The organism is Streptomyces bambusae (assembly GCF_019400985.1).
GTDB classification, from domain to species: domain Bacteria; phylum Actinomycetota; class Actinomycetes; order Streptomycetales; family Streptomycetaceae; genus Streptomyces; species Streptomyces bambusae_A.
In genome coordinates, this window is the sequence record NZ_WTFF01000018.1 from 1 (window position 1) to 21,879 (window position 21,879).

Sequence of the window (21,879 nt, forward strand, 5' to 3'; positions counted from 1 at the left end):
TGTGTTGTTGTCAAGCACAAGACGGCAGCCGACAGTGGCCACGGTCACGTGGGCACGGAGATGTGTCTAAGAGCCAGACCCCACCCCTACCCGGAGGCCCCCTCGTCTCCGGCGACCCCCCGTCCGTCCCCGCCCCCGCCCGCGCCCGCGCCCGCGCCCGCGCCTGCGCCCCCGACCGCGCCCCCGACCGCGCCCCGGGCGGAATCCCTCCCCGCATCCCTCCCCGCGGCCCGGATCGCCCACCTCGGCGAACTGCTCGCCGCCGCGTTCCAGCAGGACGCCCTGACCCGCTGGATGATCCCCGACGACCGGCGGCGCGCCGAGCTGCTGCCAGGGTTCTTCCGGGTGTTCCTCGACCTCTCCGGGGCCCATGACGGCGTGGTCACCACGCCGGACGGCGACGCCGTCATGCTGCACCTGCCGCCGGACGCCCGGCCCGACGAGGCCGCGCTGGAGGCGGCCCTCGACGCCGCGCTCGGCCCGTACGCGCCCGCCATGCGCACCATCGCCGCGCTCCAGGCCGCCCGCCACCCGGCCGGGCCCCCGCACTACACCGTCTCGTTCGGCGCCGTACGCGCCGGCCGCCGGCAGAGCGGCGTGATGTCCGGCCTGCTCGCCGGGCTGCTCGACCGTGCCGACCGCGAGGGGGTCGCCACGTACTCCGAAGCCAGCTCGCCGGGCGGTGAAGCCGCCCTGCTGCGCGCCGGTTTCGCCCGCCTCGGCCCGGACATCGTCCTGCCCGACGACGGGCCGGCCCTGCGACCGATGTGGAGGGACCCCCGATGAGGGGCGACGACCTGATCATGTCCTGGTCCGCGGGCGAGGTGGCGCGGGGCGAGGTGCCGGCGCCGTACGCCGCCCCGCTGCAGCCCGTCCTCCTGTGGAGCCGGGACTTCCTGGTCTCCAGCCACCCCGAGCTGGGCCGCACCGGGCCCGTGTGCCCGTACACGCAGCCGTCGTTGCGCAAGGACCTGTTCCACCTGGCGCTGCCGTCGCCCGACTGCGAGGACCTGTCCTCGGCGGTCGACTCGCTGCGCACCCGGCACGCCAAGCTGTCGGCCCCGCTCTCCCCGGAGGACCGCGAACTCCTCACGATCCTCCTCGTCCTGCCGGACTTCGACCCGACCGACTCCGTCGAACTGGACGAGCTCCAGCGCAAGGCGAAGGACGAGTTCGTGGCGGAGGGGCTGATGATCGGCCAGTTCCACCCGGTCTGCGAGGAGCCCGGCCTCTACAACGAGTCCTTCCGCCCCCTGCGCTCCCCGATCCCGCTCCTGGCGGTGCGCAAGCTCCTGGTCTTCGACCTCCCGTTCCTGGTGGGCGACGACGCCCACATGGACCACTACCTCCAGCGCTTCGCCCCGGAGATCCCGACCCGCATCCGCGACCAACTGGTCGACCGGGTGGTGGCCTGACGGCGACCGGGTGGTGGCCTGACGACACCCACCCCACCCCTGCGCCACCCACCCCACCCCTGCCACCCGCCCGCCGCCCCCTGCGAACCCACCCCGCAGGGGGCGGCCGCGCATCGCGCCCGTTGCGCGAGCGGTACACCGGGTACGGCGCCCCGCTCTGCCTCCTGGCCGACCGCCAGGAAGGCAGGGTCACCCTGTTCTCCGAACCCGGCGAGCTCGGCTACGCCAGGGTCGGCCTGCAATCAGAGGACCCGGCGGCGCAGGGACCAGGCGCTGAGGGCCAGGAGGGCTGCCGCGACGGTCAGGAAGGCCGTGCTCTCGGCGGTCTGGAAGGCCCAGAAGCGGGTGGCCGGGTAGTACTCCGCCGCCTGCTGCCTCACCCCCTGCTTGGTCAGGCAGCTCTGGATGCTCTCCGTGCCGTCGCAGCCCGAGGGGTTGAAGGAGACCTTCCGGCCCTCGTCGTCGTAGTACGCGGAGCCGACCCGCCAGGCGTCGTCGGGGATCCAGCTCTTCCCGCCGCGCTCGCTCTCGCCCGTGCTCTGGGCCACCGTGCCGGTGGTCCGCTCGGGGGAGAAGTAGTGCGGGCGCAGGCCCCCGCCGAGGGCCAGGAGGACGACGAGGTAGAGGCCCAGGGTGATCGCCATGGCGGCGAGGGTGTTGCGGAAGAGCATGCCGGCCGCCACCCCGATGGCGAAGGCGAGCACCGTGTACGCGCCCAGCACCAGGCCCTGGGTCTCGAATCCGGGGGTCAGCAGGGGGCCGCGTGTCACATGGTTCAGCGGCTTCAGCGCCCAGACCCCGATCACGCCGAGGAACAGCATGAGGACCGCCACCGGGCCGCCGCCGACCAGGAGCTTCGTGGCCCACCACCGGCGCCGGCCGACGGACTGGGTGAGCCCGAAGACGTGCGTGCCCTGTTCGAACTCGCGGGCGAAGAGCGGCGCTCCCGCGAACATCCCCAGGAGGACGGGCAGGCAGAGCAGCACCATGGGGAGGAAGGAGACGTACGTCTTGTACTCGGAGCTCAGCGCGGCCATGGCACTGCTCGTGCAGGGGTCGGAGCCGATGCGGAGGCAGCCGGCAATGCCCCGGTCCTCCATGAAGGAGACGGCGTCGAACCGGTAGAAGACCATCACGGCGCCGACCGCCGCGATCAGCAGGGCGCTGACGAGGAACTGGAGGCGCTGCTGGCGCCAGGCGACCCAGATCATGCGGCGGCCACCTCCGCCGTCGCGCCCTGGCCGGCTGCCGGGCGGGCGGACCTCAGATGGGCCATCGCGAGTTCCTCCAAGGTGGGTTCGTGTGCCTCCCAGCCGGGCATCACCGCCGGTGCGTGACCTCGTACGAGCACGGTGGCCTGGCGCTGGGTGCTGCGGGACTCCACGACGATCTCGTCCGGGAAGCGGCTCTCCGCGCCCTGGCTCGGCCCGATCATCAGCCGGTGGCCGGCGAGAAGGTCCTCGACGTCCCCGGCCAGCCGCACCCGGCCGCCGGCCAGCAGGAGCAGGTGGTCGCAGATGCCCTCCAGGTCGGCGAGGACGTGCGAGGAGAGCAGTACGGTCATGCCGGTCTCGGCGACCTCCGCCATCAGGGCCTGCATCACCTCCTCCCGGGCAAGTGGGTCCAGGTCGGCCAACGGCTCGTCCAGCACGATCAGTTCGGGCCGCCGCCCGAGGGCCATCGCCAGGGCGACGCGGGTGCGCTGGCCGCCCGAGAGGGTGGAGATCCTGGCGTGGAAGGGAACTCCTGCCGACTCGACCAGGCCGCGTGCGTAGGTGTGGTCCCATTCCTGGTTCAGGGCGCTGCCCGCTCGTAACATCTCCTCCACCGTGAACCCGCGGTAGAGCGGTTTGTCCTGGGCGAGGAAGGCCAAGCGCGGGTGGGTCCCGCTGCTGACAGGGCTGTCGCCCAGCACGCGGATCGCCCCGGCGGTGGGGGTCAGCAGGCCGGTGGCCAGCGCCATGAGCGTGCTCTTGCCTGCTCCGTTGGGCCCGACCAGCGCGGACACCCGTCCGCGCGGCAACTCGAAGGTGCAGTTCTGCAGTGCCCAACCCCGCTTGTAGCGCTTGCCCAGGCCCTCAGCCGCCAGTGCTGCGACGCCATCGGTCGTACTCAACCCGTCACGCTCCTTCTTGTCTTCAGTACTGAGCGTCGATGACGGCCTTGACCAGCGCTTCGACGTCCTCGCGGGTCAGCCCCTCCGCCTGGGCGGCGCTCGTCCACGCCTCCAGCTCGCGGCGCAGCCGCGAGTCGGGCCCGGCGGCCGCGCTGGCCAGGGAGCGCCGGACGAAGGTGCCGAGGCCGGGCCGTGGCTCGACCAGTCCCTCACGCTCGAGTTCCCGGTAGGCCTTGAGCACCGTGTTCGGATTCACCGCTGTCGCGGCCACCACTTCCTTGGCCGTGGGGAGCCGGTCGCCCACTTCCAGCATGCCGAGCCGCAGCGCGTGCTTCACCTGCTGCACGAGTTGCAAGTAGGTGGCCACTCCGGAACGGCGGTCGATCCGGAACTCGATCACTCAACACCCTTTCACTAATCAGTTAGTGAAAGCATGATGATCCCGTCCCGTCCGGGGTGTCAAGCACATCGGCACCGCGCGGTGCCCAGGCTCTATGCCTGCTGGTACGCCTGCGCCTGGAGGCGGAACAGACGGGCGTACGTGCCGTTCCGGGCCATCAGCACCTCGTGGCTGCCCCGCTCGACGACGCGGCCCGCGTCGAGTACGTAGATCCGGTCGGCCTCGCGCACATTGGCGAAGCGGTGCGAGATCAGCAGGACCGTGCGGTCGGCGAAGAGGTCGCGGATCCGGCCGAAGAGATCGGCCTCGGCCTGCGGGTCCAGGGAAGCCGTGGGCTCGTCGAGGATGACCAGCGGCGCATCCCGGTAGAAGGCCCTGGCGAGGGCGAGGCGCTGCCACTGGCCGAGGGAGAGCTCGGCGCCACCGGTGAACTCCTTGCCCAGCACGGTGTCGTAGCCCTCGGGCAGCCGGTCCAGGAAGGCGTGCGCGCCGGCCCGTTCCGCGGCCAGGACCGCCCGGTCCCGATCGGGCGGGGTCTCCGGGCGGCCGAGGGTGATGTTGTCGGAGGCCGTCAGCTTGTACCGAACGAAGTCCTGGAACACGACGGAGGTCGCGGCGCGCAGCCGCTCGGGGTCGGCGTCGCCGTGGGCCCCGGCGCCGCTGCCGTCCTCTCCGTACAGCAGGCGTCCGCCGTCCGGGCGGTAGAGGCCGGCCAGGATCTTGGCCAGGGTGGTCTTGCCCGAACCGTTGGCACCCACCAGGGCGACGATCTCCCCGGCCCGTATCTCGACGCTGACGTCCTCCAGGGCGCGGGTCGTGGACCCCGGGTAGGCGAAGGCGAGGGACTCGGCGCGCAGCGAGGTGAACTCCTGTGCCGGCCGCGCGGGTTCGCCGGTGTCCGGTCCGGCCGCGGCGGCGAAGTCCTGGAGGTCCTTCATGTACAGGACGGCCTCGCCGAGGCCGTTCAGCAGGGCACCGATCATCTGGGCCCGCAGGGACAGCTGCCACAGGCCGGCGAGCGCCGCCAGCGCGGTGGACAGTTCGACGCGCCCGGCCGCCACCAGCCACCACATCGCCCCGATCACCGCACCGGTCGTCAGGTCGCCCGCCAGCCGGGCCGCGATCTTGCGGCGTACGTGGACCGCGTGCATGGCCTCGACCTGGGTGATCTCCTGGCCGTACCGGTCGGCCCAGCGGCGGCGCAGCGTCCCGGCCAGGTCCAGCGCGCGAATCTCCTTCGCCTCGTCCCGGCCGGTCAGCAGCTGCTCCAGGTACTGCCGCGACCGGCGGTTCTCCGACAGGGTCCGGTGCAGGTCGTACCCCGCGCCGCGCTCGTCACGGGCGGTCTTGAGCGTGGGCAGGACCGCGAGGAGGACGAACGGCAGCAGCCACCAGACCAGGACGGCGAGGACGGCCGTGACCGCCGCGACGGTCAGGACGGCCTGGAGACCGGCAGCCAGTGCCGTGACGACCATCGCGGGCTGGGCGCGCGAGGCGAAGACCGCCCGCTGCAACCGGTCATGGAACGCCGGGTCCTCGAACTCCGGGAGCTCCACCCGGCCCGCGGCCCGCAGGACCAGGCCGAGGGCAAACCGGTCGACCTTGACGGCGAGCACCCGTTGCCGCGCGCCCGCGACGGCGCGCAGGATGCCCGCCCCCGAGCCCAGCACCACCAGTCCCGCGATGACGGCGATCAGCCACTGGCTGGGTGCGGCCGGGGCCGCCCGGCCGCCCGGGGCAACGGCCCCGCCGAGGGCGTACCGGATGAGCAGCAGGACCGCCACCAGGCCCAGCGAGGCGGTCAGTTGGGCGATGAGGAGCTGGAGCAGGCAGCGGCGGTCGGCCCGCCAGGCGAGCCGTACGGCGAACAGCGCGCAGCCCACCGGCTCCCGGAGGCGCGCGCCGGCGCTGCGGTCGCGGGTACGGGGCATTCAGTGTGTCTCCAGCTTCTCCAGCCAGGCCTGGTGTTCCCCGGCCACGGCCTCAAGGGCCTCGTGGGAGCGGAAGGTGTGTCCCTCCTGGGGGAGCAGGACCAGCCGGGCGGTTCCTCCGGTGGCGACCACGGCCCGGTACAGCTCGACGGCCTGCTCGGGGGTGGTGGCCGGGTTGGCGTCGTCGGCGCCGTGGACGACGAGCACGGGGCGGTCCAGCCGGTCCGCGAACTGCAGGGCGCTGAAGGCCCGGTAGACATCCGGCGCCTGCCACAGCGTCCGCCGCTCGTAGTGGAATCCGGTCGGCGTGGAGGTGCGGTTGTAGCAGCCGCTGTGGGCCACGGCCCCGGCCGGCTCCGGGAGCTGCGCCAGGGCGTAGAGGGCGAGGGTCGCGCCGAAGCTGTGGCCGCCGACGGCAACGGTGCCGGGGCGCAGGAGCCGGAGGGCGGTGGACAGGGCGGCGGTGATCTGGCCGTTCAGCAGGGCTGGTGTGGCATCGTCCGGCCAGTGCAAGGGCAGGTCGAGCACGGCGGCGCGGTGGGAGGCCGCTGCGAGGAAGTGCGGCGGCCGTCCCGGGGCGGCTTCGCCGCTGCGCAGTGCCCTGATCCACAACAGGGCGGGACCGCCCGCGGCCCTGCCCGGCAGGACGGTGAGCCGGGCCTCGGCGAAGCCGGTCGGGATGGAGTGGACGGCGGCCGGCGCATCGGGAGGAGGCGGGACGGCAGGCCGCGCCCCGCCCGGCGGCGGGGCGGACGCACCCCGCGCCGCGGAACGCCGGTCACGCCGAGCGGACCGTACGGACGACGGTACCGGGCGTGCGGACGGCGGCGGCGCGTCCGGCAGCGGTACCGGTACGGGGACCAGCCGGCCGGGGGCGGACGGGTGCAGCCGTGACGTGGCCCAGCGCAGACCGTGTTCGTCCGGGCCGACGCCCGATGGATGGGCGTGTCCGATGGCCAGGGAGCCGTCCGGCGCGGCGTCCAGCGCCCGGACCAGCAGCAGCGGTCCGAGCAACTCCACGGCCCCGTACCCGGGTTCGAGTGTCGCCGGCCGGACGGCCGCCACGCGTTCGAGCTCCTCGGGCCCGGGCTGGAAGCTGACGAACCCCGGGCCTGTCGCCTCGTACACCGCCGCCCGCCATCGGGGCCGGTCCGCAGGAGCCGGGCGGGAGGCGTCCGGGGTGAGCAGTGCGAGCCGTCCGTCGGTGAGCCAGGCGAGCGGCGGGCGGCCGGGCCCGGTGAGGCTGGTGGCTGCCCGCACGTCCGGGTAGTGGCGTACCGTCCGCGCGGTCAGGTCCGCGATCCACGGACGGGCGGACCTGTCCTCGTGCACCGAGAGTCCGGCCACCAGGGGCCGGCGCGGATGCCAGGCGAGCGGGGTCGGCAGCACATCGGTGACGGGCAGCTCCCAGCCGTCGTCCGGGCGCTGCGCGGTGTGGAGTGCGATCCGCAGCGGCCGGGCCCGGCCCGGCTCCGTCCCGGCGAGCGCGGGATCGAGCACGAGCGAGCGCCAGTGGACGGGCGAGGGGTGCCGTTCGGCGACGGGGGGATGGGCGGGGAAGGTCAGCTCGGCCCACGTCCGCCCGTCCGGGCCGGTGTCCTGGCGCCGCCAGACGCCGTACAGCTCAGCCGGCACGGTGGTCCGCCGGGACCGCGGGGACGGAGGCGAGGGTGATGCCGTCGATGAGGGCCTTGACGGCTCCGATGCCGGAGGCCGGAGCGCACACGGGTGTGCCCGAGGCGTCGAGGCCGGTCGCGCACGGCACGCCGAGGCCGTGCAGGGCGCCGGGCAGCTCGGCCTCCTTCGCCACCGTGACCATGGTGACGGCAGCCAGCCGCTCCGGTTCGCCCGTGGACAGGAGGTGCTTGAGCGAGCGGCACGAGGGACAGTCGTCGGCGACGTAGAGCCGTACCGAGCGGACCTGTGCCGTGCACGGCGGGGCCGTGGAGGCGGCACGCGCACGGCGCCGGTCGGCCGTCAGGAGGGCGGCGAGGGTGAGGGCAGCGGTCGCGGCGGTGGCCGCTGCGCGCGGGAGCGGGCGGGCGTCCGCGTCGGACAGGGCGAGAACGGCCCCCGCGAGGAGCGCGGCGGCGGCGTTCAGGCCGATGTGGGCCCGGCCCACGGCGGCGAGCCGGGCCAGCCCGAAGCAGGCGCACTTCTGTCCCCGGGTCCGGGCGGCGACGACGGTGAGCACGGCGTACGCGAGGCATGCGACGGCCGCCCCCCAGCGGACGGGCAGCAGCACCACGGCAGCGGTCGAGGCGAGTTCGGCCGTACCGACCAGCCGGGGGCCGGCGGGCGCGGCCAGGAGGCCGGACCGGAGGGGCCAGGACAGCTTCTCCGGGGCGGTGACCAGTTTGGCCGCGCCCGCCACGGCGAGCGGCCCGGCGACGAGGGCGAGAGCGAGGTCCGCCGGCCGGACGCCGAGGAGCGCGCCGTCCCCGGGCGCGGCCGTGGCCGACAATGCCGACAGGTCTGACAGGGCCGACGACAGGGCTGATGACATGGTCAGGCACTCCGTTCCGGTACGAGCCAGCCTGCGGCGATCAGCTGGGCGGTGAAGCGGGCCACGGGCGCGCCGGCCTCGGGCGGTGGGACGCCCACACCGAGCAGGCGGGCGAGGACCTCCGCGTCGCGTTCGCCGTACTCGGCGACCGCGAGCGTGCGCCCGTGCGCGAGGACCGCGCCGCCGAACGGCAGCGGCGTCAGCGTGACGGCCGGTCCGAGCCGCAGGGGCGTCCCGGGCGGAGGCAGGAGCGGAGCCTGCGGCAGGCCGGCCGGCGCGAGGGGCGGCGTTCGGGGTAACGGTGGCGCGGCGGGCGGTCCGGCGGCGGGCGGCACCGGCGGCGGGGTCGCGGAAGGAGTGCTCATCAGCGCTCCCTCAGCCAGCGGTCCAGCCAGACGAGGCGCAGCAGGGGCAGGGCCTGGCCGGCAAGGGACCGGCCGTCGCGCAGGCTGGCCGTGACCAGCCGCGGCTCCAGCAGCCCCAGGTCGCCGAGGGCGCAGTGGCGTTCGAGTTCGGACACGATCTTCCTGCGCTCCCGGTGCAGGTACGCCGCGGCGCCCAGCCGCAGCCAGTGCCCCGGAGCGCCCGCCCGCAACCCTGTGACACCCGCGGCGGTGACCGCACGACGCAGCGGAAGGTGGTTCTCGAAGCAGCCGCGGCGGATCCGGCCGAGCCGGCGCGGGGCCAGCGCGGCCGCGGCGGCGAGTACGCCGATGTCGGTCGCGGGCAGCAGGGCTCCGGCCGTGCCCCGCTCCGCGAGTCCGCCCACCAGTCGGCCGACCACCGGTTCCTCGGCGTCCAGGTGGTCCTGCCAGACCGCCATCGACCCGCGGTGGGCGGTCTCGTAGGCCTGGCGGCCTTCGTCGGTGAGCCAGGGAAGCCGGCTTCCCCCGGTCGGTGACGGTGGCGGCGGCGCACCGAGCTGCTGGGTGTCGGGGCCGCTTCCGCTCCGTGCGTCATCGCCGGAACCGGCGCCGCGCCGGCCGGGTGTGTACACGACGCGGTTGTCGAGCAGTTCGCGTGCCTCGCCGAGGGTGCGCAGGGTCCCGGAGATGTGGAAGGGCTCGCAGCCCAGCAACCGCCAGGCCCTGGCGCCACGCGGTACGTCCGGCAGCCTGACCGAGATGAGTGACTCCAGCAGCGCGCCGGAGACCACTGGCAGTCCGGTGGCGTCGGCGAGGGCTGCGTGCAGGCGCACCGGGGCCTCGAAGTCCGGGAGGGGCGGGAGGAGTTCCCCGCCGTGGACGGTGTGGTGGTCGAGCATGCCGTGCAGGTCGAGCGCGATACGCCGGGGCTCCCCGCCCGGTACGGACGCCGGCGGGTGCCAGTCTCCGGCCGGCACGAGGTCGGCGTGCACGAGGTGGGCGCGATGACCGGCGGCCTCGGCGAGGACGGCGAGGTAGCCGGAGGCGAGCCCGCCGCTGTACGCGAGGGCGTAGGCCCCGCCGTCCGCCGCGCGCTCCAGCGACCGGGTCACCGCGTGCGCCAGATCGCCCTCGGGGGGCGGGAGTTCGGACCGCTCCCGGGTGACGGTGATCCCCTGTGCGTCCACCCGGATCCGGGTTCCCATGGTCAGCCTGCGGACGCCGGGCAGGGGGGTCGCGTCGGGGGGTGCGGCCTGCCCGTGCAGCAGGGCGAGGAGTGCACCGGGTTCGGGCTCCGGACGTGCGCCGGGTGGCAGGAAGGCGGTGAGGTCCGCGCCCCATTCGAGGCGTCCGGGGCGCGCCCGGAAGTAGACGGGGCGTTCGTCCGGCCGGGTCCTGCGCAGTTCCAGGCGTTGGTCGTGGCGTTCGATCAGGATGCCCAGGGCGGCCGCGGTCGCGTCCGGTGCCGAGCAGCGCGGTACACCGCGGGACATCTCGACCACGGCGGGTGCGGGTGCGGGTGCGGAGGTGCTCATGCGGCCCCCGACCGGTGGACCTCGACGTACTCCTCCCGGACGGGCAGGGAGGTGCTGACGACACGTCCGCCGCACTCGACCCAGGCGTAGAACCCCGCGGGAGGAGACGCGGGCGCGATCTCGCGGCCGAGGTGGAAGCTGGCGGGCAGGCCGATGCCGCGCAGGCCCGCGGTGAGGTAGACGGCGTCCTCGACGGGGTCGAGAAAACCGACGGTGAGACGCTGGGCGATGCGCAGCCGCGCGACGGCCCGGCCCACGGCTCGCGGTCCGGTCCCCAGGTCTCCGCGCCTGGCCGGCCAGTGGTCGATCTCGTACAGGCCGCGTCCGGCGCGCGCCGCCGCCAGGAAGGCGGCGGCTTCGCGTGCAGCCCGCGGCACTGCGAACAGTCCTGTCACCATGCGTCTCCGACCTCGGCTTTCGCGCCCCCTCGGGACCTGGGGGCGGGATCGTACGCAGCGGAGTCCGCCGGACCGCCGCATCCGGGCGACCGGGCGACCGTCCGGCGGATTCCGCTTTCGTTCATGTCACGGCGCCGCCGCCCGCTCCGGGGACCGGTTCGGGGACCGGAGGATGCGCGGCGGGGCGGGGACGCCTACGCGTAGCGGCAGGTCCACCACTCGCAGATGAGACTCACCGATTCGTTGCAGCAGTCCGAGTCCCACCAGCAGCTGTATCCCGCCATCCGGCATTCCTCGGCGACCGCCGTGGGCTCCGAGTAGAGGTGCTGCTGCAAGCCGTTGCTGGCGAGCTGCGAAACCACCGATGTCACCGGCACAGTGTTCCCCTTTCCGATGAGAATGGTGCTGTGGCCCAAAAGGACGGGCGCAGCACGGATTTCCGACGTGGGGACGCTAGCCATCGCACGATACGTCACGGAAGAGCGCGATACCGAAAATCCTGTCCGGGACAGAACGGGACAGGCGCGATCAGGCTCAGGTCAAGTCCGGCCAAAGCAGCGGCGTTATCCGGACACCTTGTCAACTTCATTGACTGACCCCGTTCGGTCACACTAACGTGCCCCATTTGCGGAGGAGGACTTCGCTTTCTCGCTCGCACGGGGGTGTGGCGTACGCATGCTGAAGGCCAGGGTGGAGTTGTTCGGAATCATCGGCCGGCGACGGGGCAGCGAGACCGAGGTGCTCCTGCTGCCCTCGCCCGACGGCTGGTCCCTGCCCCGCTGGCGTCACCCCGGCCCGCAGGCCGTGCACGCCGAGATAGCCGACCGGTTCGGCCTCTTCGTGACCACGCGCGACTGCCTGGAGGGGCGCGGCACGTCGGAGACGGCCTCCGGTGCGCCGCGTTACTACGTCCACGAGGTCCACCGCGCCACCACGGGCCCGGCCCCACTCGCCCTGCGGGAAGGCCGCTGGGTCACGGCGGCAGGACTGGGCGGCGCGGATCTGGCCGAGCCCGGCCAGCGCGAGGCCCTGGAGGCCGTACTGGACCGCGCCGGCGACAGCGACGGCGGTGACAGGGCACAGGCCGCGACCAGGGCATGTCCGCCGTGGACGCGCGCCGGGTGGTACGCCGAGGCCGCCGCCTGGGCCGACGACCGGCTGCGCGGCTGCGGACGGCCGGCTGCCGGCGTTCCCGAGCAGCCGTTCCTGCGCGCCTGGTCGTTCCAGTTGCGGATACCCGTCCAGGGCGGCGGCGCGGTGTATTTCAAGGCGTCGCCGCCGGTGTTCGGACACGAAGCCGAGGTGACGCGACTGCTCTCGGACCGCTTTCCGGCCAATATCCCCCGAGTTCTGGCCGTGGACGCGGAACGGCACTGGATGCTGACCGATGATTTCGGTGGGGTGCAGCGCACGGATTCCGTCGGCGAGGCCGTCGAAGGCTGCGCCACCATGGTTCCTGTGCTCGCCAGGATCCAGCGGGAGGTCATCGGCGATTTACCGGCATTACGTGCTGCCGGGTGCCCGGATCACCGGACGCTGCGCCTGCCGGAACTCTTTGCGGAACTCCTCGCGAATACTTCTTCACTTGGCATCAAGGAAAATCGCCGGCTCGCCGAAATCCTGCCGCGCTTCCGCGGGCTCTGTGCCGAACTGGCGGATCTGGGCGTCCCGGATTCCCTGGTCCACCAGGACATCTGGCGCGGCAACCACACCTTCCGGAACGGCACACCGCTCCTGTTCGACTGGGCGGAAAGCGTGATCGGCCATCCCTTCATCTCGCTCGACGTCGCCCTGCGCGATCTGCGGTCGGCGGCCCCCGGTGACGACGCCGCCGTACGCCGGGTGACCGACGCTTACCTGCGCGGCTGGTCGCGCCACGCCCGCGCCGGGCAGCTCCGGCGCGCCGCCCGGCTCGCGGCGACGGCGGGAATCGTCAGCCGCGCCCTGCTGTGGCGCTCGGCACTCCATGGGCTGGAGCCGGAGCGGGCACGTCCGTACGCGGGCACGGTGGAGGCCCAGCTGCGCGAGCTCCTGCGCGCCCCGGTCTGACGATCCCCGCCGCTGGGCCGGGCCCGGCGGCCTGCCTGCGCGGCCGTGCGCCGCAAGGAGCCCTGCCCCGCCCGCGTGTTCCGCCCCCGCTTGCCCGCCTCTGCTGCCCGTTCCCGACGTCCGCATCCTCTGTGACCTCGCATCCGTCCCTTTGCTCTCCTGCGCCTCCTGACGCACGGGGGTCCGCCGCCCCACCCCGTACAGCCGGCTGTGACGGCGTGTCCGCGGCCGCCCACCGGCCCCATGTCCACGAGGAGAAACGTTGGCCCTCATGCCCCCGCGAGCACTCCGCCTCCCGAGGCCGCCCCGACGCCTGCGCACGGCGTTCGCGGCCGGCCTGTGCGCGGCGGTGCTCCTCCAGCCGACGGCCGCCGCCACCCCCCGGGAGAACGGGAGCGGCACTCCCTCCACCGCCGTGCGGTGGCAGGAGTGCAGGGCGATCGTCGGCATTCCCGTCGACCCTGCCGTCGCCGACTGCGCCGTCCACCACGTTCCGCGCGACTACGCACGGCCCGCCGAAGGAACCGTCCCCCTCGTCATGCTGCGCCGCCGGGCGAGCGACCCGGCCCGCCGGACCGGCACGCTGTTCGTCAACCCCGGCGGGCCCGGCACCTCCGGCCTGCACACCGCCTACCGCGCCGAACGCTTCCTGGACCCCGAGGTGCTCGCCCGCCACGATGTGATCGGCTTCGACCCCCGAGGGGTCAACACCAGCGCCGCGCTCAAGTGCTACCTCAGCCAGGAGGACTACGCCGCCGGGGCCGCCGACCGCGTTCCCGTCCCGGTCGCAGACTCCGAGATCGCGCGGACGCTGCGCGCCACCGCCGCCTACACCGATGCCTGCGCCCGCAATGCCGGCCCGCTTCTGCCGCATGCCACGACCCTCAACGCCGCCCGCGACCTCGATCAGTTGCGCCGCTCGACGGGCGACGAGCGGCTCGGCTACATCGGCTTCTCCTACGGCACCCTGCTCGGCGCGACCTACGCCAACCTCTACCCCGACCGCGTAGGGTCCATGGTCCTGGACGGCAACGTCGACCCGGTCCTGCGTTCGTCCGACGGGCTCGAGTACGACCGCCGCCGCGCGGCCGGGACGGAGCTCGCCCTGGCCGAGTACCTCCGGCGCTGTGCTGCCGCCCCGGCCGTCTGCCCCTTCGCCGGCAGCGATACCCGGCAGAAGTTCGACCGGATCCGCGACCGGCTGCGTACGGGACCGCTGACGCTTCCCGACGGCACGACGACGACCCTGAGCCGCTTCACGGCGAAGGTTGCCGACTCGCTCGCCACTCCCTCCCGGCACACCGAACTCGCCGGCACCCTCGCCGAGCTGCACCAGGCCGTAGCCGCCGAGCCGGCCGCCCCTGCGGCGCAGGCGTCGGAAGGTGCCCGGGTGATCGAGGCCGCGGAGGCCTCCGTACAGGCGGGCACTCCGTACCGCCGCGACGACTCCGAGACGGCGTACAACTGCCTCGACAAGCCCTATCCGCCGACGCCCGCGCTCTGGCCCGTCCTCGCCGCGCACTGGGAAGGCCAGTCGCCCACCTTCGGGCGGATGGCCGCCTTCGAATCGCTTCCGTGCGCCACCTGGCCAGCGCGCTGGTGGCAGGCCGACCGCTATGCCGGGCCGTGGAGCCGCCCCACCCCCCGCCCCGTGCTGGTGATCGGCAATCGCTACGACCCGACGACCCGGTACCGCTTCGCCGAACGCATGGCCACCGTGCTCGGCAGCGCACGACTGGTCTCGGTCGACATGATCGGCCACACGGCACTCGGCCTGAGCCGCTGCGCCGACGCCATCACCACGGACTACCTGCTGGGCCGGGCCGATCCGCCGCCCGGCGGCGCCGAGTGCCGGCCCGACACCGAAAGCTTCTGAACCCCGCCCCATATGTTCCGTTTTCACGCACCAAGCGCACCGAGCGCACCACACGCACCACGTTGGGAGTACATGTGCCAGCCGACCGACCGTCGTCCACCTCCTGTCCTCCGCCGGAGCCCGGTGTTGCCCGAACCGCCCGGGAGTTCAACACCATGCTCCGGCTGCTCAAGGAACACGCCGGGCTCACCTTCCGCCAGCTGGAGACCCGTGCCGCCCGCGCCGGCCGCCGGCTCCCGCGTTCCACCACCGCCTCGGCGCTCGCCCGCCCCACTCTTCCCCGGGAGCACGTCACCGAGGCCCTGGTCGTGGCCTGCGGCCTGAACCCGCAGCCCTGGCTGGCCGCCCATCGCAAGCTCGCCTCCGCACAGCGCTGCCCGTCGGCCGTCATCAGCGATCCGCCCGGCGTGGGCAGGTCGGTTCTCGCCACGCGCGACGCCGCGCAACTTGTGGCCGCCGCCGGTGAACCCGCCCAGGAGGGGCGGCTGTACGGTCTCGTTCGGGTGATCATTGCTCCTCCGCCGACGACGACACTCCGGCACCGAGGTACGTTCGCGAGCAGAAGAGAGGAGCGCAGCAACGTGAGCACTGCACCGGTCGAGGGGGACGGCCGTCTCGGCGACTACAGCCGGGTGGCCGATCCCGAGCGTGCCCTGAAGTACGCCATCCAGCACATCAAGGGTGATCGCACGGAGATCATCGAGGGGGTCATCGATACAGTGTCACCGTCCTGGGCTCATGAGACTGCTACGGAGCGAATCCGTGATCAGGTCAAGCCTCGTGCGGCAGAGCTTGATTGCATGACCGGCTCTGGGAACCTCGACCTTCCCGGCTCCCCCAACTGGTACGTACCCGATATCGCCGTCGTTCCGAAGGACGTGGCCAAGGACAGCGGGGCCCTCCTCCCCGACCAGACCCTGCTCGTCGTGGAAGTGACCTCCGAGTCCAACGCCGAGACCGACCGGATCGTCAAGCGCAAGCGATACGCCGAGTACGGCGCCCCGCTCTACCTCCTCGTGGACCGCATCGAGCGGAGCGTGACGCTGTTCTCCGAACCCGGCCAGCTCGGCTACAGCAAAGCCGACGGTCCGCACCCCTTCGGCACCGTCATCACCCTGCCCGACCCGTTCGGCATCGACCTCGACACATCCGAGCTCTAGACCCAGCCCTTGGCGCGCCCCGCGCCCAGCAGGCATTCCTCCAGGAAGGCCAGCGCCCGCAGGTGGTACGCCCGCCCCGTCAGGCCCAGGGTGATGTTGTGGCCCGCGGCGGGAAGGTGGTCGACGGCCACCGAAGGAGCCGCCGTCAGGCGGGCCGTCATCTCCGTCAGCGTGGGGCCGTCCAGCTGCCACCACAGCTCGTGCTCCGCGAAGGTCAGGCGGACCGGGATGCGGACCCGGGGGGCCAGGGCTTCGAACTGGCGGGGCCAGTGGATCGTTTCCGCCGATTCGCGGGGCGGGGTCGGGGAGAGCAGGGCGCGGCTGGCCTGGAAGGTGCCGCGGGGGTAGAGGTTCAGGGGGCCCCAGTTGAGCTTGGTGGCGCCGCCGCCCAGGGTCGAGGGGAAGTGCAGGGCCTCGGGGTTGTAGAGGTAGCCCGTGCCCGAGGTGTCCAGGCCGAGGAGGGGGACCGCGCCGTCCGTGGCCGCCGTGTGGAGGGCGACCTTGCCGCCGTCCGAGTGGCCGAGGAGGAAGACGCCGGCGCCGAGGTCGTGGGTACGGGCGTACTCCTTGAGCGCCGCGTGCAGCGTCTCCGCCTGCTCGGCCAGGGTCAGGCCCTCTGGCAGGAGGTTCGCGGAAGCGCCGTAGCCGGGGCGGTCCACGGCGAGCACGGTGTGGCCGAGGGCGGTGGCCAGCGGGACGAAGAAGTTCCAGTACGCCGCCCGCATGCCGCGGCCGTGCACCGCCAGGATCGTCGAGCGGGCCGGGCCCCCCGCGGGCTCGGCCAGCAGGGCGGACAGGGTGATCCCCGCCGCTTCGATCTCGTACGGGCGGATCCCCGTAGCCGCCGGGGCCCCGGCCCCGGCCCGGGCCACCGCCGGAGCCGCCGTAGCCGCCCCAGCCGCACCCTCGCTCGCACTCACGCTGAGCGCGTCCAGTGCATCCGGTGCGGCCAGTTCATCCAGTGCACTCATCGCAGTGCCAGTCCCTTCCGCGCCGCCGCCACCGCGTCCACCCACGCCACCGGCGAGCCCGTCCGTAGCAGCGACGTGCCCACCAGCAGCCCGCCGAAGCCCGCGTCCAGCAGGTTCGCCGCGGTGGCCGGGCCGTCGATGCCGCTCGCGCTGACCGGGCAGGGGGTGCCCGTCGCGCGGACCGCCGGCAGCAGGTCCAGGCTGCGGCCCAGGTCCCCGGCGCCGCGCTCGCGCGTCTTGATGTCCTTGTTGTTGACGGCGATCACGCACCGGGAGGCGTGCGGGACCAGCTCCAGCTCGGCCTCGGTCGTCACCTCCACGAACGGGGTCAGGCCCGCCAGCAGGGCCTCCGTCACCAGCGTGCGCATGCTCGACTCGGGCAGCAGCGCCGCCGTCAGCAGCACCGCTGACGCGCCCAGCTCCTTCGCCGTGCGGATCTGGTCCTTGCGGGTGATGAAGTCCTTCTGGAGCAGCGGCAGGTCGGTCATCGCCGCGACGTCCCGCAGCAGCGCCGGCGAGCCGCCGAACCAGCGGCCCGTCACCACCGAGATGCACGGCGCGCCCGCCCTCTCGTACGCGGCCACGATCGCGGCCGGGGTGCGGCCGCCCAGCAGGTCGTAGCCGTGGGCGTCGCGCCGTTTCACCTCCATCACCACCGGTGTCGGCGAGGCCAGCAGGGCGTCCAGGAAGGACACCTTCGTACGCGTACGGCTCGTACGGCTCGTGCTGCGCGTGGTCGTGCTCGTGCCGTGCGTGGTCGTGCCGTGCGTGCTCGTGTTACGGGTGGTCATGACGACAGCTCCATCTCGCGGGTGGTCCGGTGACGGCCTTCGGCGCCCGTGCGCCACGCGCGGGCCAGGGCGGCGATCTCCGGTGTCCCGAAGCCGCCGGTGACGCGGTCGCGGGCCGCCGTGTCCACGTCGATGCCGCGGAAGCCCGGGTCGCGCACGACCTCCTCGTACGCCGGCCTGGTGGCCGGGGTCAGCCCGCCGGCCAGCAGGAACGGCCGGGTCAGGCGGGGCAGCAGGGCCATGACGTCGGCCTGGTCCAGGCTGCGGCCGGTGCTGCCGATCCGGCCGTCCTCGGTGGCGGTGTCCAGCAGGAACAGGTCCGTGCCGGCCCGGGCGTAGGCCCCGATCAGCGGGCGTTCGACGCACCCGCCGCCGCCCGGCGCGACATGCAGCACCTTGACGATGCCCACCGACGCCGGCAGTGCCTCGCGCAGCGCCCGTACGACGGCCGGCGGCTGGTAGGCGTGGAGCTGGATCCAGCTGACCCCGGCGCGCCGGGCGGTCGCCGCGAGCGCGGCGGGGTCGGCGAGGAAGGTGACCCAGACGGGCAGGAGCCCGGTCGAACGGGCCGCCGCCGCGAGGGCGGCGAGCCCGTCCGGGTCCAGTTCCGAGGGGCCGCCGGGTACGCCGTGCCAGAGCCCGACGCAGTCCGCCCCGGCGGCCGCCGCGGCCTCGATGTCCTGCGGGGCGGTGGCCCCGCAGACCTTGAGCAGGGTCCGGGAGCTCATTTACCGAGCCCCAGCATCGAGGCGATGCGGTTGTACTGGATCTCGTTCGTGCCGGAGTAGATGGTGCCGCCGACGGCGTTGCGCACGTCCTGCTCCAGTCCGAACTCGGCCATGTAGCCGTGCCCGCCGAAGATCTGGACGGCGGTGAGGCTGGTGGCCAGGTTGCTCTCGCTCGTGACGAGCTTGGAGATGGCGAGGTCGACGGTGACGTTCTCGCCCGCCTCCAGCTTCTCCCCGGTGTCGTAGAGCCACTTGCGGGAGGTCTCCAGCTGGATCTTCGTGTCGACGATCTTGTTGGCGATCGTCTGGTACGAACCGATCGCCTTTCCGAACGACTTACGCGTCCTCGCGTAATCGACACAGCGCTCCAGCCGGTGCTGCATCTCCCCCACGTTGACGATGAAGGAGAAGAGGATCTCCCGCTTCATCACGTGGTCCAGCACCAGAAAGCCGCCCCCGACCCGCCCGAGCACCGCCGACTTGGGCACCCGTACGTCGTCGAGGAAGAGCTCGCTCAGCGGCGAGGTCCGCAGGCCCATCTTCTTGATGGGTTTGCCGCGGGTCAGCCCCGGGGTCGTGCCGTCCACCAGGAACGCCGTCGTTCCCAGCGGGCCGCCGTCCGGGTGGGTCCGGGCGTAGACGACGATCACGTCCGCGACCGGCCCGTTGCTGACGAAGACCTTGCTGCCGTTGATGACGAAGTCGTCGCCGTCCCGGACCGCCCGGGTCGTCATCGCCATCGCGTCCGACCCGCCCTCGGCCTCGGTGATCGCGTGCGCGCCGATCGCCTCGCCCGAGCAGATCAGCGGGAGCCAGCGCTCCTTCTGCTCCGCGGTGCCGAACTGCTGGAGCGGGATGCCGGTCGAGCACATGGACGTCGTGACCGAGAAGCTCAGTCCCGCGTCCCTGTTGTACTCGCCGAGTCCCTCCAGGACGTACATCGTGGTGAGCAGCGACTGCCCGAGTCCTCCGTACTCCTCGTCGAAGGGCAGTGCCAGGATTCCGGTCTTCTGGACGAGCTTCCACTTGTCCTCCGGGAAGGCCGAGCGCTCGTCGAGTTCGAGGTGGTCTGCGCTGAGTGCGTCTCCCCACCGCTCCAGGCCTTCGCGCAGATCTGCCTGGTCGGCGTTCCAACGGATCACGGTGGACCCCTTTGAGTCGGTGTCGGTGATCGGATCAATGCGTGGCTGCTGCTCGTCGGGCGGTCAGTAGGCGGACGAGCGGGCGGCGTCGAGGTTGTGGACCTCGTCCCCGCGCAGGGCCGGCGAGAAGACGCAGACCAGGCGCAGGTCCTCGTGCGGGCTGGCGACGAGGAAGTGGGCGTCGTGCTGGTCGAGGGCGTACATCCGGCCCGGGACGATCTCGTGGGAGGTGCCGTCGAGCTCGATGACCTCGCCGGAGCCGGCGATGCAGTAGCAGGCCTCGAGGTGGTTGACGTACTCCAGGCGGGACTTGGTACCCGCCGCGACGACGGTGTCGGTGAGGGTGTAGCCGAGGCCGTCCTCGGCCAGGAGGAAGCGGCGGCTGAGGCCGTTGCCCCACTCGACGGTCTTCACGGACTCGATGTCGCGAACGATCATGACAGTCTCCTGGTGTGAGATGAGGGGTGCGTGGCTGGGCGGAGCAGGACCGTACGGGTGAGAGATGCGCAGGTCAGGACTGTGCAGGTCGTACCGAGCGGACGAACTCGCGGAAGGCCTCGGTCACGTCGCGCCCCGCTTCCTGGGCCGCCGCCACGGCGGCGACGGCGGCGGAGCCGATGATCGCGGCGTCGGCGCCGGCGGCGCCGACGGCCTCCACGTGCTGCCGTGTGCTGACCCCGAAGCCGACGGCGATCGGGGACGTCGTGTGCGCCCGGAGCTCGGTGACCGTCTGCGCCAGCGCGGCATGGCCGGCGGCCGGGGCGGTCCCGCTGCGTCCGTAGTGGGCGACGAGGTAGAGGTAGGCGGAGGCGTGTGCGGCCGCCTCGGCGCGGGTCTCGTAGGGGCTGTTGGCGTAGCAGGTGGTGACCACCGGGAGCCCGGCCTCGGCGGCCGAACCCAGGTGTTCCTCGCGCAGCCGCGGCGGCAGCGCGTGGACGAGCAGTCCGTCCGCCCCCGCGGCCGCGATGTCGCGGGTGGCGGCGGTCAGGTCCCGGTGCCCCAGGGAGTACCTCCAGTCGGCGAGCAGGGCGATCCGGGTGCGGGTCAGGTGCGGCCGTACGTCGGCGACGAAGCCGAGTACGTCGTCCAGGCCGGCCCCGCCGCGGTCCAGGGCCCGGCGCGCGGAGCGCCGTACGACGGGCCCGTCGGTGACGGAGTCGGGGAACGGGACGGCCAGTTCCAGGCAGGCCACGCCCTCCTCGTCCAGCATCAGGACCAGCTCGCGCAGCTGCGGCAGCGGCGGGTCCCCGGCGTTGAGGAAGAGGGCCAGCCCCGGCACGCCGCCGGGGCGGCGGGCGGGGAAGAAGGGGGCGGGGGCGGTCGTGGTGGTCGCGGTGGCGGTGGTCGCGGTGGCGGTGTCCGGCCTAGGCATGGGCCACCGCCGGGACGAGGGTACGGGCGGGGGCGGGGCGGCCCGCCGCCGCCAGCCGGTCGGCCAGGTCCAGGGCGGCGCCCGAGCGGATCGCCTCCTGGGCCTCGGCGACCGCCGACAGCCAGTCCCGGCGGGTGCCGGCGGCCACCGCCAGGGCGGCGGCGCCCAGGCTGACCGTGCGGGTGGCCACGGCGCCCGCGGTGCCGGCGAGCACGGAGCGGAAGTGTTCGACCGCTCCGGCCGGGTCGGCGGCGGGCCGCAGGTCGGCGAAGGACCCGTCGCCCGGGGTGAGTTCGCCCGGCCGGACGATCCGGGTCAGGGAGCGCTCCCCGTGGACGGTGTTGGTGGCGAAGGGAAGCAGCTCGTCGGCCCCGGTGTCGTTGGAGACGAGCCAGATCCGGCGGGTCGTGGTCGAGGCGGCGAGCTCCCGCAGGACGTCCAGGGGCGCGGCCGCGGAGACCCCGGTGACCTGGGCGGTCACCGGCAGGTCCGCGAGGAACGGCCCGAGGGCGTTGAGGAACCGGCCGAAGGGCTTCATACCGATCGGGGCCACGGTCCGCGCCAGCCGGGTCAGCTGCGCCGGGTAGACGAAGGGCCCGGCGAAGGCGATCCCGTGGGTGGCGAGGGTGTCCTCGGTCTGTGCGTAGGAGGAGGTGAGCCGGACGCCGAGCCGCTCCAGCAGGTCCACGGAGCCCAGCGAACTGGTGTAGGCGCGGGAGCCGGTCTTGACGACCTTGACCCCGGTGGCGGCGGCGACGAAGGCTGAGGCGGTGGAGATGTTGAAGGTCTTCGGGCCGCCGCCGGTGCCGACGACGTTCACGGTGCCCTGCCAGGTGGTCCGGTCGATCCCGGCCGTCCCGTCCGCCCCGCCCGTCCCGGCCGGCGTACGGCGCTCGGCGAGCGAGTCGAGCAGGTGCCGCAGGGTGTCGTGGTCCGGGAGCCGGCTGGTCAGGGACGCCAGCAGGGCGACGACCTCGGCCTTGTCGAGGCTGCCGGCGCCGAGCTGGTCCCACCAGGACCGCCAGGTCTCGCGCCCGACCGGGGCCTGCTGCTGGAGCAGACCGGTGAGTGCGTCATGCACGGTCGTTCTCCGTCTCTCTCCTCGTGCGGATCGGTAGGGGCGG

General features: G+C 73.4%; 22 protein-coding genes. 5 read left to right on the forward strand and 17 right to left on the reverse strand.

The window, feature by feature from the left end; translation table 11 throughout:
- Positions 1-60: 60 nt before the first annotated feature.
- The gene (locus GPJ59_RS05125; protein ID WP_258023904.1) at positions 61-786 is read left to right on the forward strand and encodes a hypothetical protein; all 726 of its coding nucleotides are present in this window, start codon (positions 61-63) and stop codon (positions 784-786) included.
- Positions 783-1,415, forward strand: coding sequence for a DUF6875 domain-containing protein (locus GPJ59_RS38395; RefSeq protein ID WP_219665163.1), 633 nt, complete (start codon positions 783-785; stop codon positions 1,413-1,415). Before GPJ59_RS05125 ends, GPJ59_RS38395 begins: the two co-directional genes overlap by 4 nt.
- Positions 1,416-1,657: 242 nt before the next feature.
- On the opposite strand, the gene GPJ59_RS05135 is transcribed toward GPJ59_RS38395, so the two are convergent.
- From GPJ59_RS05135 to GPJ59_RS05180, 10 genes are all read right to left on the reverse strand, one after another.
- The gene (locus tag GPJ59_RS05135) at positions 1,658-2,626 is read right to left on the reverse strand and encodes an ABC transporter permease (protein ID WP_219665164.1); all 969 of its coding nucleotides are present in this window, start codon (positions 2,624-2,626) and stop codon (positions 1,658-1,660) included.
- The gene (locus GPJ59_RS05140; protein ID WP_219665165.1) at positions 2,623-3,531 is read right to left on the reverse strand and encodes an ABC transporter ATP-binding protein; all 909 of its coding nucleotides are present in this window, start codon (positions 3,529-3,531) and stop codon (positions 2,623-2,625) included. Before GPJ59_RS05140 ends, GPJ59_RS05135 begins: the two co-directional genes overlap by 4 nt.
- Positions 3,532-3,553: 22 nt before the next feature.
- Complete coding sequence (locus GPJ59_RS05145) at positions 3,554-3,931, reverse strand: GntR family transcriptional regulator (RefSeq protein ID WP_308120144.1); 378 nt, start codon at positions 3,929-3,931, stop codon at positions 3,554-3,556.
- A 92-nt stretch (positions 3,932-4,023) separates the two neighbouring features.
- A complete protein-coding gene (locus GPJ59_RS05150; RefSeq protein ID WP_219665166.1) occupies positions 4,024-5,862 on the reverse strand; it encodes an ABC transporter ATP-binding protein in 1,839 nt (612 codons plus the stop codon).
- Complete coding sequence (locus GPJ59_RS38400) at positions 5,863-7,497, reverse strand: alpha/beta hydrolase family protein (RefSeq protein ID WP_219665167.1); 1,635 nt, start codon at positions 7,495-7,497, stop codon at positions 5,863-5,865.
- On the reverse strand, positions 7,487-8,368 hold the full coding sequence (locus GPJ59_RS05160) for a hypothetical protein (protein WP_219665168.1): 882 nt from the start codon (positions 8,366-8,368) through the stop codon (positions 7,487-7,489). Before GPJ59_RS05160 ends, GPJ59_RS38400 begins: the two co-directional genes overlap by 11 nt.
- Positions 8,369-8,370: 2 nt before the next feature.
- The gene (adfB, locus tag GPJ59_RS05165) at positions 8,371-8,733 is read right to left on the reverse strand and encodes an actinodefensin-associated protein B (protein ID WP_219665169.1); all 363 of its coding nucleotides are present in this window, start codon (positions 8,731-8,733) and stop codon (positions 8,371-8,373) included.
- Positions 8,733-10,268, reverse strand: coding sequence for a hypothetical protein (locus GPJ59_RS05170; protein WP_219665170.1), 1,536 nt, complete (start codon positions 10,266-10,268; stop codon positions 8,733-8,735). The genes adfB and GPJ59_RS05170 overlap by 1 nt, the downstream gene beginning before the upstream one ends.
- Positions 10,265-10,666: a lasso peptide biosynthesis protein gene (locus GPJ59_RS05175; RefSeq protein WP_219665171.1), complete on the reverse strand. Its 402-nt coding sequence runs from the start codon at positions 10,664-10,666 to the stop codon at positions 10,265-10,267. Before GPJ59_RS05175 ends, GPJ59_RS05170 begins: the two co-directional genes overlap by 4 nt.
- A gap of 194 nt (positions 10,667-10,860) precedes the next feature.
- Positions 10,861-11,037, reverse strand: a complete 177-nt coding sequence (locus tag GPJ59_RS05180) for a hypothetical protein (protein ID WP_219665172.1) — start codon at positions 11,035-11,037, stop codon at positions 10,861-10,863.
- A 367-nt stretch (positions 11,038-11,404) separates the two neighbouring features.
- Here GPJ59_RS05180 and GPJ59_RS05185 point away from each other — a divergent pair, with 367 nt between their 5' ends.
- From GPJ59_RS05185 to GPJ59_RS37155, 3 genes are all read left to right on the forward strand, one after another.
- A complete protein-coding gene (locus GPJ59_RS05185; protein ID WP_219665173.1) occupies positions 11,405-12,715 on the forward strand; it encodes an aminoglycoside phosphotransferase family protein in 1,311 nt (436 codons plus the stop codon).
- A 271-nt stretch (positions 12,716-12,986) separates the two neighbouring features.
- Positions 12,987-14,591: an alpha/beta fold hydrolase gene (locus GPJ59_RS05190; protein WP_219665174.1), complete on the forward strand. Its 1,605-nt coding sequence runs from the start codon at positions 12,987-12,989 to the stop codon at positions 14,589-14,591.
- Positions 14,592-15,172: 581 nt separating this feature from the next.
- The gene (locus GPJ59_RS37155) at positions 15,173-15,751 is read left to right on the forward strand and encodes a Uma2 family endonuclease (RefSeq protein ID WP_308120147.1); all 579 of its coding nucleotides are present in this window, start codon (positions 15,173-15,175) and stop codon (positions 15,749-15,751) included.
- Here GPJ59_RS37155 and GPJ59_RS05200 read toward each other — a convergent pair.
- From GPJ59_RS05200 to GPJ59_RS05230, 7 genes are all read right to left on the reverse strand, one after another.
- Positions 15,748-16,722 carry an alpha/beta hydrolase gene (locus GPJ59_RS05200; RefSeq protein WP_219665176.1) on the reverse strand — a complete coding sequence of 325 codons (975 nt, stop codon included), beginning with the start codon at positions 16,720-16,722 and terminating at the stop codon, positions 15,748-15,750. The two genes, GPJ59_RS37155 and GPJ59_RS05200, sit on opposite strands and share 4 nt — an antisense overlap.
- The gene (locus GPJ59_RS05205; RefSeq protein ID WP_219665177.1) at positions 16,719-17,513 is read right to left on the reverse strand and encodes an indole-3-glycerol-phosphate synthase; all 795 of its coding nucleotides are present in this window, start codon (positions 17,511-17,513) and stop codon (positions 16,719-16,721) included. Before GPJ59_RS05205 ends, GPJ59_RS05200 begins: the two co-directional genes overlap by 4 nt.
- Positions 17,510-18,241, reverse strand: a complete 732-nt coding sequence (locus GPJ59_RS05210; protein WP_219665178.1) for an N-(5'-phosphoribosyl)anthranilate isomerase — start codon at positions 18,239-18,241, stop codon at positions 17,510-17,512. Before GPJ59_RS05210 ends, GPJ59_RS05205 begins: the two co-directional genes overlap by 4 nt.
- On the reverse strand, positions 18,238-19,383 hold the full coding sequence (locus GPJ59_RS05215; RefSeq protein WP_219665179.1) for an acyl-CoA dehydrogenase family protein: 1,146 nt from the start codon (positions 19,381-19,383) through the stop codon (positions 18,238-18,240). Before GPJ59_RS05215 ends, GPJ59_RS05210 begins: the two co-directional genes overlap by 4 nt.
- A gap of 63 nt (positions 19,384-19,446) precedes the next feature.
- Complete coding sequence (locus GPJ59_RS05220; protein WP_219665180.1) at positions 19,447-19,821, reverse strand: ectoine synthase; 375 nt, start codon at positions 19,819-19,821, stop codon at positions 19,447-19,449.
- Between the two features lie 73 nt (positions 19,822-19,894).
- A complete protein-coding gene (gene trpA / locus GPJ59_RS05225; protein WP_219665181.1) occupies positions 19,895-20,755 on the reverse strand; it encodes a tryptophan synthase subunit alpha in 861 nt (286 codons plus the stop codon).
- Positions 20,748-21,836: an anthranilate phosphoribosyltransferase gene (locus tag GPJ59_RS05230; protein WP_219665182.1), complete on the reverse strand. Its 1,089-nt coding sequence runs from the start codon at positions 21,834-21,836 to the stop codon at positions 20,748-20,750. The genes trpA and GPJ59_RS05230 overlap by 8 nt, the downstream gene beginning before the upstream one ends.
- Positions 21,837-21,879 lie beyond the last annotated feature (43 nt).

Coding starts and splice junctions, on each gene's coding strand:
- GPJ59_RS05175 (WP_219665171.1), bottom strand. CDS start 10,666: ATGGTGACAGGACTGTTCGCAGTGCCGCGGGCTGCACGCGAAGCCGCC.
- GPJ59_RS38395 (WP_219665163.1), top strand. CDS start 783: ATGAGGGGCGACGACCTGATCATGTCCTGGTCCGCGGGCGAGGTGGCG.
- GPJ59_RS05210 (WP_219665178.1), bottom strand. CDS start 18,241: ATGAGCTCCCGGACCCTGCTCAAGGTCTGCGGGGCCACCGCCCCGCAG.
- GPJ59_RS05220 (WP_219665180.1), bottom strand. CDS start 19,821: ATGATCGTTCGCGACATCGAGTCCGTGAAGACCGTCGAGTGGGGCAAC.
- trpA (WP_219665181.1), bottom strand. CDS start 20,755: ATGCCTAGGCCGGACACCGCCACCGCGACCACCGCCACCGCGACCACC.
- GPJ59_RS05150 (WP_219665166.1), bottom strand. CDS start 5,862: ATGCCCCGTACCCGCGACCGCAGCGCCGGCGCGCGCCTCCGGGAGCCG.
- GPJ59_RS05160 (WP_219665168.1), bottom strand. CDS start 8,368: ATGTCATCAGCCCTGTCGTCGGCCCTGTCAGACCTGTCGGCATTGTCG.
- GPJ59_RS05200 (WP_219665176.1), bottom strand. CDS start 16,722: ATGAGTGCACTGGATGAACTGGCCGCACCGGATGCACTGGACGCGCTC.
- adfB (WP_219665169.1), bottom strand. CDS start 8,733: ATGAGCACTCCTTCCGCGACCCCGCCGCCGGTGCCGCCCGCCGCCGGA.
- GPJ59_RS05170 (WP_219665170.1), bottom strand. CDS start 10,268: ATGAGCACCTCCGCACCCGCACCCGCACCCGCCGTGGTCGAGATGTCC.
- GPJ59_RS05205 (WP_219665177.1), bottom strand. CDS start 17,513: ATGACCACCCGTAACACGAGCACGCACGGCACGACCACGCACGGCACG.
- GPJ59_RS05190 (WP_219665174.1), top strand. CDS start 12,987: ATGCCCCCGCGAGCACTCCGCCTCCCGAGGCCGCCCCGACGCCTGCGC.
- GPJ59_RS05135 (WP_219665164.1), bottom strand. CDS start 2,626: ATGATCTGGGTCGCCTGGCGCCAGCAGCGCCTCCAGTTCCTCGTCAGC.
- GPJ59_RS05125 (WP_258023904.1), top strand. CDS start 61: ATGTGTCTAAGAGCCAGACCCCACCCCTACCCGGAGGCCCCCTCGTCT.